Genomic DNA, 12,825 nt, shown 5'->3' on the forward strand with positions numbered 1-12,825 from the left:
GACCGGCACCGGGCAGGGTTCGGGCAGCGCCTCCGGCGCCCGCCCCCCGCACCATCAAGCCCGCTCGCGTAATCGAGCGGGCTTTTTTTCGGCCGCGACGATCAGGCCAGCGCGAGCGCCGGACGCGCTGCGATCGTCCAGCCGCCATCCGCCCAGCCCTGCCGGGCGATGCGCGCGACGAGATCGTTTCCGGTGATCCAGGCCAGGGCCTGGTTCGGCGGCATGGCCCGGGCGAAGTGGTAGCCCTGGACGGCCGGGCATCCGAGCTGGCGCAGCAGCTGGAACTGCTCGGCGGTCTCGACGCCCTCGGCTAGCACCGTGACCCCGAGGGTACGGGCGAAGGCCAGGACGGCCTCCAGCAGCACCCGGTCCTGGGGATTGTCGACGATCCCCTGGATGAAGCTCCGATCGACCTTCAGGCTGTCGAAGCGAAGATCGCGCAGCGCGCCGATCGACGAATACGCCACCCCGAAATCGTCGACGATGATGCCCACCCCCATGTCGACGAGGGCGTCCACGTCCTTGCCGCCGCGCTCGTTCGAGAAGACCGCCTCCTCGGTGATCTCGAGGGCGATCCGGGTGGCGGACACGTTGTGCGCCCGCAGTTCCGCCGCCACCATGTCGGCGATGGGATAGGTCCCGAACTCGTTGGGCGAAACGTTGACCGAGACCACGGCAGCGTCGTGCCCGTTCGCTTCGAGCACCTGGGCCATGCGGCAGGCCTGCCGCAGGATGGTCTGGGTCAGCGCCTGCGATCGACGGGTGGCGACGGCGGCGGCGATCGCATCCGGTGGTGAGACCCAGCCCAGCGCCGGATGCTTCCAGCGCAGGAGTGCCTCGAAGCCGATGACCTGCCCGGTGCTGCAGTTCAACTGCGGCTGGAACCAGGCCTGGATCGCCCCATTCTTCAGCGCTTCCGGGAGATCCCGTTCGAGGACGTGGCGCGCCTTCACCCGAGCGCCCATGGTCTCGTGGAAGGGCCGCCATGTGCTGCGGCCCCCGGTCTTGGCGGCGTAGAGGGCGAGATCCGCGTGGATCTGCAGGTCCGTCAGGGTCCGCCCGTCGCGAGGGTGCTGGGCGAGGCCGACGCTGGCGCCCATCTGCAGGGTTTGCCCGGAGGGCAGGAGGAGGCTTTCCAGGCCCAGGACCACGGCCTGCGCCAGGCGCTCGCCCCCCTGGTCGTCCGGATAGCCCGGGACCAGCGCGGCGAATTCGTCGCCGCCCAGGCGGGCGACCACCGAATCCGGTCCGAGGATCCGGCGCAGCTGCGCTCCGGCCTCCACCAGGATCGCATCGCCGATCACGTGCCCGAACCGGTCGTTGATTCGCTTGAAGCGGTCGAGGTCGATCATCATGATCCAGAACGCGGTCGTACCGGCCTCGGCCAGACAGGTCTCGAAGGCCGCCTGATAGGCGGCACGGTTGACCAGTCCGGTCAGGTGGTCGTGCGTGGCCGAATGCTCCAGGCGTTGCATGGCCTGTCCGGCGGCAACGTTGGCGGCCTTCAGCGAATCCGTGAGCGCGATCGCCTCGTAGGTCAGGCGTTTCGCCCGCAGGTAATGGCGTTCCTGCTCATTGGCGCAGCGGAGCAGGAGGCCGGTCAGCAGGATGAGATTCACGGCGACGATCTGCGCACCGAAGGAGCGATCCAGGATGAAGAGGAGGATCAGGATCGTGACGTTCGGCAGCACGAAGGCGAAGGCCGGCGCGCGGGCGAACTTGTTCTGGATGATCGCTCCGGCATTGATGCTCAGGAAGGCGAGGCCGGACGAGATCGTGTAGGCCTGCCCGTGATGGGCGAGGCCGATGAGCGCCACGGTCCAGCAGAGCCCCGACAGGAGGGCGCCGATCCAGCAATAGGTGAGAACCCGCTCGGGCGCGGAGATCGCCAGCCCCGTCCGCTGACAGACCTGGACGAGCGCGCCGCGACCGGCATTGATCCCGGCATTGACCGCGAACAGGCCGAGAATCTCCGCATGGGGCACGAACGGCCAGACCATGCCGGCCAGGGAGAACGACACGAACAGGTTCGAGAGCAGGGTCGCATTCATGCCCCGCAGGACGTCTCTGGCCTGATCGCGCCGGATGCTCACGTCGACAGGGGGCGGGGGAGTCATGGCCGATGCCGATCTCAATCTGTCCTTCGGGCCGGCGACCGGAGGCCGCCCTGACACCATTGGACAGCGATAGAGATGAAAAGAGCGTAATACTTTTCCAGATTGGCGCTATAATTCTGATAAAATTTGGATTTTCTCAAATAATCGAATACTCATTCCATGTATGTATCACTTATCTGCTGCGGAGATTCCAGAAGGTCTTGCGCCGTCCCGGCACATTGATGGCTGCGCAGCGCTAGCGTCCGGACTCATAACCAGTAGCTGACGGTCGCGGCGAGACAGACGGCGGCGAGGAAGTTGATCGCCGAGCGGTCGTAGCGCGTGGCGATCCGGCGGAAGTCTTTCAGGCGACCGAACATCCGCTCGATGCTGTTGCGGCCCCGATAGAGCACAGGCGAGAAGCACGGCTTCCAGCGCCGGTTGACCTTGGACGGGATGTTGGGCGCGGCTCCGGCCGCCTCGATTTGTCGGCGGATGGCATCGCTGTCGTAGCCCTTGTCAGCCAGCACGACGCGGCAGGCGGGCAGGCGTTCGAGCAGCAGCGCACCGGCCTTGCAGTCGGCGACCTGCCCGCCAGTCAGCAGGAAGGCGAGCGGGCGGCAGGCGCGGTCGGTGAGAGCATGGATCTTGGTCGTGCGCCCGCCCCGCGAGCGGCCGATGGCCTGGTTTTGCTCCCCCCTTTACCCCCGGCGGCGCAGCGGTGGGCTTTCACGGCGGTGGAGTCGATCAGCACCTGGGAGGGCGGCCCGCCGGCCTGGGACAGCGTCTCGAATAACCCGACCCAGACCCCCTTGGCCGCCCAGCGCACGAAGCGGTTGTAGAGCGTCTTCTTCGGCCCGTAGACGTCCCGCGGCGCGTCCGTCCAACGGCCGCCGGACTTGAGCACGTGGACGATACCACTGATCACCCGCCGGTCGTCCACGCGCTCCTTGCCCCGCGTGTCGGTGGGCAGGTGCGGTGCGATCCGCGCAAACTGCTCGTCCGTCAGCCAGAACTGATCCATCGGCCCCTCCCATGGGAGCCGTGAATCACACCTACGCCGTCCGCGCCACCGTTATGGGTCCGGACGCTAGTCCTCCTCGTTTCGAAGGCCAGCAAAACGGATGGGTCGCCTCGTCAATCGGTCGTGCTGCCCATGAAAAAACCCCGCCGGGTCCTGTGACCCGGCGGGGCTCTAACCGTCGTTCAGGAACGACGTCCCGTTTACGACTTGAGACTTACTCGGCCGCGATGCTGTGGGCCTGGCTGCCGTCGGTGTAGGTCTCGGACTGAAGACGCTTGCCCGGGGCCGCACGGCCCGGCAGCGGCGGCAGGGCGCGCGCCTTCTCCAGGTCGATGCCCGCACCCTCGGCGACGCGCCGACCGTAATCCTCATCGGCATGGAGGAAGTGCCAGACCATCCGCAGCTGGATCGGCTCCGGGCACTGCTTCATGTCGCCGACGAGGTTGGCGATCAGGTCGTCGCGCTCCCAATCCTGGAACGAACGGTAGCGCACGCCGGCCTGGGTGTAGTCGTCCTCGGTGCGCGAGGTCTGGTAGCGGCCGAGGTTGCCCTGGACCGGCTGGTGGTAGTCCTTGGCCGGCTTCGGAGCCTCGCGCAGGCCCTCGGCGAGGGTCGAGGGCTCGTAGTTGATGTGCTTGTTAGGGCCGGTGCCGTCGACGCCGTAGGTCATCTGCCCATCGCGCTGGTTGGAATAGACCTTCACGCCCGGCTGCGGCGCGTTGATCGGCAGCTGCAGGTAGTTCGCGCCGACGCGGTAACGCTGCGTGTCCGAGTAGGACAGCGTCCGGCCCTGAAGCATCTTGTCGTCCGAGAAGTCGATGCCGTCCACGAGAACGCCGGTTCCGAAGGCCGACTGCTCGACCTCGGCGAAGAAGTTGTCCGGCACGCGGTCCAGCACCATGCGTCCGACCGGAAGCAGCGGGAACTGGTCGACGGGCCAGAGCTTCGTGTCGTCGAGGGGATCGAACGACAGGTGGTCGTTCGGGCCGTCCGGCATGATCTGCACGCAGAACTCCCACTCGGGGAAGTTGCCGGCCTTGATGTTGTCGTAGAGGTCACGGGTGGCGTGCCCGACATCCTTGCCCTGGATCTCGGAGGCCTGGGCGGAGGTCAGGTTGCGCACGCCCTGCTTGGGCTCCCAGTGGAACTTGCAGAGCACGGCCTCGCCCTGGTCGTTGACCAGCTTGTAGGTGTTCACGCCCGAGCCTTCCATCTCGCGATAGTTGGCGGGAATGCCCCACGGCGACTTCAGGTGGGTGACCATGTGGATCGACTCGGGGTGCTGCGCCACGAAGTCGAAGAAGCGCCACGCCTCCTGGCGGTTCGTCACCGGATCCGGCTTGAAGGCGTGGATCATGTCGGGGAACTTGATCGCGTCGCGGATGAAGAAGACCTTGAGGTTGTTGCCTACGAGGTCCCAGTTGCCGTCGACGGTCTTGAACTTGACCGCGAAGCCGCGCGGGTCGCGCTCGGTCTCGGGGCTCTCCTTGGCGCCGGCCACGGTGGAGAAGCGCACGAACATCGGGGTCTTCACGCCGGTCTCGTTGAGGACGCGGGCGCGGGTGTACTTGGAGGCCGGCTCGCTGCCGATCTTGCCGTAGGCCTCGAAGTAGCCGTGCGCGCCGGCGCCGCGGGCATGGACCACGCGCTCCGGAATCCGCTCACGGTCGAAATGGGTGATCTTCTCGATGAACTGGTAGTTCTCGAGGGTCGCCGGGCCGCGCTCGCCCACCGTACGGGTGCTCTGGTTGTCACGAACCGGATGGCCCTGACGGGTGGTGAGAATCGGGCGCTGATCGCTCATGCGGTGCTCTCTCGCTCAGGTTAGGTCGACACGGCGGTGGCCGCGTCCAGACCTTGGCTGAAAACCTGGAATGGTTCTGAGACAGCCTTATGAACCGCTGCGACCGATTTGGCTAATGCATCGTGGCGAACGCACTGATAGATATCGCCTATGAATATGTCCGGCCTGTCTCTGCGGGATCTCGAATACGTCGTCGCGGTGGCGGAGGAGATGCATTTCGGCCGGGCGGCCGAGCGCTGCAACGTCAGCCAGCCCACCCTCAGCGTCCAGGTCCGCAAGCTGGAGGATCTTCTCGGCCTCGCCCTGTTCGAGCGCGGCAACCGCCGCGTGATGCTGACGCCGGCCGGGCAGACCATCGTGCGGCAGGCCCGCATCGTGATGGCCGAGGCCCAGCGCCTCCTGGTGCTGGCGAGCGAGGGCCGCGGCGCGCCGCTCACCGGCCGCCTCGTCCTGGCGGCGATCCAGACCCTCGGGCCCTACCTGTTTCCACTGATCCTGCGCACGCTGCGCCAGGAATTCCCGCTCCTCGCCCTCGCCCTGAGCGAGGCCCGGACGGCCGAGATCCTCGAGGGTCTGCGCAACGGCCGCATCGACGCCGCCCTCGTGTCCCTCCCGGTCCCGGCCTCGGGCCTGACCGTATCGCCCCTGTTCGTCGAGCCGTTCCAGCTCGCCTGCCCGGCCGAGCATCCCCTCGCCCGGGGCGGCGCCCTGCGGGCCACCGACATCGCCGGGCCCGACCTGCTGCTCCTCGACGAGGGCAACTGCCTGCGCGACCAGACCGTGGCGGCCTGCGGCGCCGGCTCGGCCGCCGGGCGCCACGCGACGAGCCTGGAGACCCTGCGCTCGATGGTGGCGGCGGGGGCGGGCTACACCCTGCTCCCCGCCCTGGCGGTGCCCTCCGGGCCCGATCCCAGCGGCCTCACGGTGACGCGCAGCTTCGATGTCGACGGACCCGGCCGCACCGTCGCCCTGGCCTGGCGCACCAGCGATCCGCGCGCCGACGGCCTCGCCCATCTGGCGGCGTTCTTCCGCGCCCACGCACCGGCGGGCACCACGGCCTGCCGGGACGACGGCATGCCTCGTCCGCGTACCGGGCGTCGTGACAGCGTGAGCGATCCGGTGTAGCGCCCGGCGCGACGGGCATTCCTGCCCGGTCCTTTCCCGGCATCCAGCTCCCGGCAGCACCGTGCTCTCACTGCGCTTCATCGGCCGTTGGGCGGCTCTCCTCGCGGCCTCCGGCCTCTTCGCCTACGCCCTGGACCACGCGCATTTCCCGGCGGCCCTCCTGCTCGGGCCGATGGTGGCCGCCATCGCCTTCGGGGTCGGGGGCGCGAACCTGTCGGTGCCGAAATTCGGCTTCCAGGCCGCCCAGGCGATGATCGGCTGTCTCGTGGCCCACACGGTGACGGGCGAGATCGTCGGTACCGTAGTCGATGACGGCTTCCTCATCCTCGCCGTGGTCCTCGTCACCGTTCTGGTCGGCGGGGCGGTCGGCTGGGCGCTGACCCGCCTGCGCATCCTGCCGGGCTCCACGGCTGCCTGGGGCTCGTCGCCCGGCGGCGCCGCCGCCATGGTGGCGATGTCGGAGGAATACGGCGCCGACCCGCGCCTCGTCGCCTTCATGCAGTACGTCCGCGTGGTCGCCGTGGTGCTCTCGGCCTCCATCATGGCGCGCCTGCTCACCAACGTCTCCGACGTGGTCCCGGCCTCCGATCCCGTCACGGTGGCCCCGCTCGCCCTCCTGGCGACCCTGGCGGTCGCCGCCTGCGGTGCCGGCCTCGCCAGGCTCCTGCGCCTGCCGGCCTTCGCCCTGACCGGGCCGATGCTGCTCGGCGCCGCGCTGCACGCCTCCGGCCTGGTCTCGATGGCGCTGCCGATGCCGATCCTCGACCTCGCCTACGCCACCATCGGCTGGTATGTCGGCCTGCGTTTCCGGCGCGAGACCCTGCGCGAGACGCTCAGCGCGATGCCGGGCATCGTCGTGGCCACCCTCGGGGTCATCGCCCTCTGCGGCGGCTGGGCCTACGGCCTGACCTTCCTGCTGCCGATCGACTTCCTCACCGCCTACCTCGCCACCAGCCCGGGCGGGCTCGATTCGGTGGCCATCATCGCGGTCGGCTCGAAGGTCGACGTGTCCTTCGTGCTGGCGGTGCAGACCCTGCGGTTGTTCGTGGTGCTGGTGACGGGGCCGATCGTGGCGAAGTGGATCGCCCGCGGCGCCCCGGCGGCGCCCTGAGACTGCGGCCGGACATGCACGCCCTCTACCTCGCCTTCCTGAATTCCTGGCGCGGCCTCGTGCACGGCGCGCGGACCGAGCGGGCGGTGCGCCTGGAACTCGTCCTCCTCGCCCTCGGGCTGCCCCTGGCCCTCCTCCTCGGGTCCGGGCTCTGGGTCCGAGTCGCGCTGGTGGCGAGCCTGCTCCTGATACTCGCCGCCGAATTCCTGAACACCGCGGTGGAGAAGCTCTGCGACCACCTCCACCCGGCGCAGCACCCGAAGATCGGGATCGTCAAGGACCTCGCTTCGGCCGGGACCTTCTCGGCGCAGGGAATCGCCGCCCTGGTCTGGATCGCGGCCCTGATCGAGCGCCTGTCGGATCACCCCTGAGCGTCGATTTTATCTGAAAGGATCACCCGCTTTCGTAAAGCCGCGCTGGCCGACCCGGCCTGGACAGGAACGGCACGGTCCTTCAACGCTGGACGCGCGGTCGAACCCTGTTGGAACGACCCGAGTCAACCGAGGTGCGTTCATGGCAGTCGCCACAATCCTGAGACGAACACTGTTCGGCTTCAGCGGTCTACTTCTTCTCATGCATCCAGCGGCTGCGGCTGATCTACCGAAGATTGCGGTCATCGCGACCGGCGGCACGATCGCGATGAAGCTCGACCCGACCACCCACGCGCCGGTGCCGGCGCTCTCCGGCGAGGATCTCGTCGCGGCGGTTCCGAAGCTCAAGGACATCGCGTCGATCGCCGTGACGGAGTTCAGCAACGTGCCGAGCGACTACATGGGACCGGACCGCTGGCCCGGCCTGTCGCGCAAGGTCGACGAGATCCTGGCCGATCCCGCGATCCGCGGCGCCATCGTCCTGCACGGCACCGATACCCTGGACCAGACCGCCTACTTCCTCGACCTCACGGTCAAGAGCGACAAGCCGATCGTGCTGGTGGGCGCTCAGCGCAACGCCTCCGACTGGGATTCGGACGGCTCGCGCAACCTCCTCAACGCGGCCCGGCAGATCCTCGCAAACGGTTCGACCGGCATGGGCGTGACCGTGACGCTCAACCACCACATCAACGCGGCCCGCGAGGTGCGCAAGACGCACACGAGCAACGTCGAGACCTTCAATTCCGGCGATGCGGGCTTCCTCGGCTACGTCGACGAGGACCGGGTCGTGTTCAGCCGCAAGTCCCTGCGCCGGCAGACGCTGCCCCTGCCCGACCGCATGCCGCGGGTCGATCTGGTGGCGATGTATGCGGGTGCCGACGGGAGCCAGGTACGCCATGCGGCCGAGACCGGCGCCGAGGCCATCGTCGTCGAGGCCTATGGCTGGGGCAACATGAACGCCGAGATGCACGACGCGATCGCGGAGGTCATCGGCAAGGGCGTGCCGGTCGTCGTGGCCACCAAGGTCTATAACGGCCGCGCCCTGCCGGTGTACGGCTTCAAGGGCGGCGGCAACACGCTGCTGAAGGCCGGCGCCGTCTTCGCCGACGACCTGACGCCGGACAAGGCGCGCATCCTGACGCTGATCGCGCTGCCGAAGACCAAGGACCGCGCCGCCCTGCAGGCGCTGTTCGACAAGTAGGACCCGCAATCCCGCGACGGAGGGCGGCCGCGCCGCCGTCGCGGGGGAAAACGGGCCAGGGCGGCCCGCGACAGCGCCTCGCTCGCTTCTCGCGCGCCAAGCGCCTATGTGCGGGGCGAGTCCATCGCACCGCACCACCGCCGGAGCCCGTGTCTCCTTGACCGACTACATCCGCAAGATCCTCACCGCCCGCGTCTACGACGTCGCCATCGAGAGCCCCCTGGACCCGATGCCGCGCATGTCGGCGCGCCTGGCCCGTCCGGTGCTCCTGAAGCGCGAGGACCTGCAGCCGGTCTTCTCGTTCAAGCTGCGCGGCGCCTACAACAAGATGTCGGGCCTGCCCCCCGAGCTGCTCGCCAAGGGCGTCGTCTGCGCCTCGGCCGGCAACCACGCGCAGGGCGTCGCCCTGGCGGCCGCCCGCCTGAACGTCCGCGCCGTGATCGTGATGCCGCGCACGACCCCGGCGATCAAGGTCGATGCCTGCCGCGCCCGTGGGGCCGAGGTCATCCTGTTCGGTGATGCCTTCGACGAGGCCCTGGGCCATGCCCGGGAGCTGGAGGCCCGCGACGGCCTGACCTTCCTGCATCCCTTCGACGATCCGGACGTGATCGCCGGCCAGGGTACCATCGGGATGGAGATCCTGACCCAGCATTCCGGGCCAATCGAGGCGATCTTCGTCCCCGTCGGCGGCGGTGGCCTCGCGGCCGGCATCGCCACCTTCGTGAAGTACCTGCGCCCCGAGACCAAGGTCATCGGCGTCGAGCCGGACGATGCCGCCTGCATGGCCGCGGCGCTGGCGGCCGGGGAGCGCGTGGTGCTGCCCACCGTGGGCCTCTTCGCCGACGGCGTCGCCGTGCGCGAGGCCGGCGCCGAGACCTTCCGCCTCTGCCGGGAGTTCCTCGACGAGGTCATCACCGTCGACACCGATGCCATGTGCGCGGCCGTGAAGGACATCTTCGACGACACCCGCGCCATCTCGGAGCCCTCGGGCGCCCTGGCGCTGGCCGGTGCCAAGGCCTACGCCGCCCGACAGGAGGGCGGCACCGGCACCCTGGTGGCGATCTCGAGCGGGGCCAACCTCAACTTCGACCGCCTGCGCCACATCGCCGAGCGCGCCGAGCTCGGTGAGCAGCGCGAAGTCCTGCTCGGCGTCACTATTCCCGAGCGGCCGGGCGCCTACCGCGCCTTCATCCAGACCCTCGGCCCCCGGGCGATCACCGAATTCAACTACCGTTACGCGGCCGGTGCCGATGCGCAGATCTTCGTCGGCATCAATCTCGCCGGCGGCCTGCGGGAGAAGCACGCCCTGATCGACTCGCTGAAGGCCGCCGGCTACCGGACCGTCGACATGAGCGACAACGAGATGGCCAAGGTCCACATCCGCTACATGGTGGGCGGGCGCGCCACCGGCCTCGCCGACGAGCGCCTGTATCGCTTCCAGTTCCCCGAGCGGCCGGGCGCGCTGATGAAGTTCCTCGATGCGCTGGGCGACGGCTTCGCCATCACGCTGTTCCACTACCGCAACCACGGCGCCGATTACGGTCGCGTGCTCGCCGGCATCGATGTGCCCCCGGCTGACCGCGCGTGCTTCGATGCGGCGATCGAGGCGCTGCACTACCCCTGCGTCGACGAAACCGACAACCCGGCCTACCGGATGTTCCTCGACGACGGACAGGCCATGACGGGTGTAGCGGCCTGATCCCGTCGCGGACGATCGATCGACAATCTGTGATTGCATCTGCGTGTTGCGTATTCGCGTCATCTCGACGGCGAAGCTACGGTAGATCCATCAAATGATAAGCGGCTCGGACTGAGCCGTTACCGACTCGTATTCGAAATACCAATCGAGACTGCGTCAAACGAAAGTTTTAATTCAACCTTTCTCGGCAATAACGACGTCCGCACTTCCTCTTTGGGCGTATCCCATGCCGCGTTTGACCAGCCTCAACTTCCGTCTGCCCGCAATCACCGTCGGCCTGGCCCTGGTCAGCGCCACCGTGATGGGCGGGCTGAGCTGGTACAGCGCCCGCTCCGGCCTCGTCGATGCGGCCCGGGAACGCCTGCAATTCGCCGCCTCCGCCCGGAAGGCCGGGATCGAGCTGATCGCCGAGCGGATCGGCGGCGACCTCGTCACGGTCGCGGGCAATCCGCAGGTCGGCGGCAATTTCGGCGATCTCGCCGAAGCCCTCGACCCCGCCAAGGCCGACTTCGCCGGGCTGGTCCGGACCTATACGGGCGGCGCGAATCTCGAGGCGCGCCTCGGCGCCGAGGCGTCGGGGACGATGTACGGGCGCCGGCACGCCAAGGTGCAGGAAGTCGCCCGCAAGCTCCTCGAGCGCCCGGGCTACGCCGACCTCGTCTTCGTGTCGGAGGACGGCCGCGTCGTCTACACCACCACCAAGGGCGCCGATTTCGGCCACGCCCTGTCCGAACCCGAACTGGCCTCCACCGGCCTCGCCCGCCTGGTGACGCGCCTGAAGGGTGCCGATGCCGACGCGACGCTCTACGAGGACTACGCCGCCTATCCGGCGGATGCCGTCCCCTCGGCCTTCATCGGCCGGGCCATCGCCCGCCGGGCCAACGTCGCCATGGGCACCGGCCAGGAGGCCGCGCGCATCGGCTTCGTCCTCCTGCGCCTGACCCCGGCCCTGTTCGACCGCACCCTCTCGGACCGCGCCGGCCTCGGCGAGACCGGTCAGATCCTCGCGGTGGGTGCCGACGGCGCCCTGCGCACCAACCCGCCCCTGTCTCCCGCAGTCACGGCCGGCAAGCCCGCGACCACCCTCGGCCTGGACAAGGCGGATCTCGCGAGCGAGCACCCCTTCACCTACGCGAACGGATCCGGCCCCCGGATGGTGGCGACCGCCAAGGTCTCGGTGCTCGGCGCCCCCTGGACGATCCTGGCCGAGCAGGCCGAGGAGGAGACCCTCGCGGCGGTGGGCGCCCTCACCCGCGCCCTGGCGGTGACCGCGCTCGCCGTCCTCGCCGTCACGGCGATCCTCGGCCTCCTCTTCGCCCGCACCATCGTGGGACCCCTCGGCGCGCTGACCCGGGCCTTGCAGGCGCTGGCCCGCCGCGAATCCCTGGCCGAGGTGCCGGGCAGCCGGCGCGCCGACGAGATTGGCGACATCGCTCGGGCCGTCGTCACCATTCGCGACATCTCCCTGGAGGAGGCCGCGCAGCAGCTGACGACCACCGAGGCGGCCCGCCTGCGGGAGGAGACCGAGCGGCGGACCCTGCTCCGCGACCTCGCGGACCGCTTCGAGCGCTCCGTCGGCGGCATCGTCGGCACGGTTTCCCAGGCCTCCAGCGACCTGCAGGGCGCCGCCACCGGGATGACCGAGGCGGTGGCCGGCACGGCCCGGCGCTCGACCTCCGTCGCGGCCACCGCGCAAGAGACCGCCGGCAACGTCAACGCCGTGGCGGTGGCGGCCGAGGAGCTCGGCGCCACGGTCGGCGAGATCGGCCGCCAGGTCGAACAGGCCTCGACCATGTCGGCCCAGGCGGTCGACGAGGCCGGCCGCACCGCCGCCACCATGCAGACCCTCTCCGAGGCCGCGACGCGGATCGGCGACGTGGTCGGCCTCGTCTCGCAGATCGCCAGCCAGACCAACCTGCTGGCCCTGAACGCCACCATCGAGGCGGCGCGGGCCGGCGAGGCGGGGCGCGGCTTCGCGGTCGTCGCCGCGGAGGTGAAGAACCTCGCCGAGCAGACCAGCCGGGCCACCACGGAGATCGCCGAGCAGGTCGACGCCATCCGTTCGGCGACCACCGGCGCCACCGGGGCGATCCGCAGCATCGTCACGCGGATCGAGGGCATGAGCTTCGTCACCAGCAGCATCGCCGCCGCGGTGGAGGAGCAGGGCGTGACCACCCAGGAGATCGTGCGCAACATGGGCCAGGCCTCCTCGGGCACCGGCGCCATGAGCCACGACATCGAGGCGGTCGCGCGCTCGGCCGCCGAGGCCGGCGCGACGGCGGACCAGGTGCAGCGCGCCTCCGCGGACCTTTCCCGGCAGTCCGAGCAGCTGCGCACGGAAGTCGCGAGCTTCCTCGCCACCGTCCGGGCGGCCTGACCCGGCGGCCGGGCCGT

General features: G+C 69.3%; 9 protein-coding genes. 6 read left to right on the plus strand and 3 right to left on the minus strand.

What is annotated here, in order from left to right:
• Positions 1-101: 101 nt before the first annotated feature.
• From AC1MGR_RS19855 to AC1MGR_RS19865, 3 genes are all read right to left on the minus strand, one after another.
• Entirely contained in the window at positions 102-2,117 is a 2,016-nt protein-coding gene (locus AC1MGR_RS19855; protein WP_480232666.1) for a putative bifunctional diguanylate cyclase/phosphodiesterase, read from the minus strand.
• A gap of 248 nt (positions 2,118-2,365) precedes the next feature.
• Positions 2,366-3,120 (minus strand): IS5 family transposase gene (locus AC1MGR_RS19860; protein ID WP_480232667.1). Its coding sequence is split into 2 segments (ribosomal slippage): positions 2,366-2,767 and positions 2,770-3,120, totalling 753 coding nucleotides; the frame shifts between segments, so codons are not numbered across the junction.
• A 214-nt stretch (positions 3,121-3,334) separates the two neighbouring features.
• Positions 3,335-4,924, minus strand: coding sequence for a catalase (locus AC1MGR_RS19865; protein WP_480232668.1), 1,590 nt, complete (start codon positions 4,922-4,924; stop codon positions 3,335-3,337).
• Positions 4,925-5,074: 150 nt separating this feature from the next.
• Here AC1MGR_RS19865 and AC1MGR_RS19870 point away from each other — a divergent pair, with 150 nt between their 5' ends.
• The 6 genes from AC1MGR_RS19870 to AC1MGR_RS19895 all read left to right on the plus strand — a co-directional run bounded on the left by AC1MGR_RS19870 (position 5,075) and on the right by AC1MGR_RS19895 (position 12,808).
• Positions 5,075-6,049, plus strand: coding sequence for a LysR substrate-binding domain-containing protein (locus tag AC1MGR_RS19870; protein WP_108034169.1), 975 nt, complete (start codon positions 5,075-5,077; stop codon positions 6,047-6,049).
• A 61-nt stretch (positions 6,050-6,110) separates the two neighbouring features.
• A complete protein-coding gene (locus AC1MGR_RS19875; protein ID WP_480232669.1) occupies positions 6,111-7,160 on the plus strand; it encodes an AbrB family transcriptional regulator in 1,050 nt (349 codons plus the stop codon).
• Between the two features lie 14 nt (positions 7,161-7,174).
• Positions 7,175-7,531: a diacylglycerol kinase gene (locus AC1MGR_RS19880; protein ID WP_480232670.1), complete on the plus strand. Its 357-nt coding sequence runs from the start codon at positions 7,175-7,177 to the stop codon at positions 7,529-7,531.
• Positions 7,532-7,733: 202 nt separating this feature from the next.
• The gene (locus tag AC1MGR_RS19885; RefSeq protein ID WP_480232671.1) at positions 7,734-8,732 is read left to right on the plus strand and encodes an asparaginase; all 999 of its coding nucleotides are present in this window, start codon (positions 7,734-7,736) and stop codon (positions 8,730-8,732) included.
• Positions 8,733-8,838: 106 nt separating this feature from the next.
• Positions 8,839-10,431, plus strand: coding sequence for a threonine ammonia-lyase, biosynthetic (ilvA, locus tag AC1MGR_RS19890; protein ID WP_480232672.1), 1,593 nt, complete (start codon positions 8,839-8,841; stop codon positions 10,429-10,431).
• Between the two features lie 226 nt (positions 10,432-10,657).
• Positions 10,658-12,808: a methyl-accepting chemotaxis protein gene (locus tag AC1MGR_RS19895; protein WP_480232673.1), complete on the plus strand. Its 2,151-nt coding sequence runs from the start codon at positions 10,658-10,660 to the stop codon at positions 12,806-12,808.
• The last annotated feature ends 17 nt before the right edge of the window (positions 12,809-12,825 follow it).

The organism is Methylobacterium sp. BI1 (assembly GCF_056680125.1).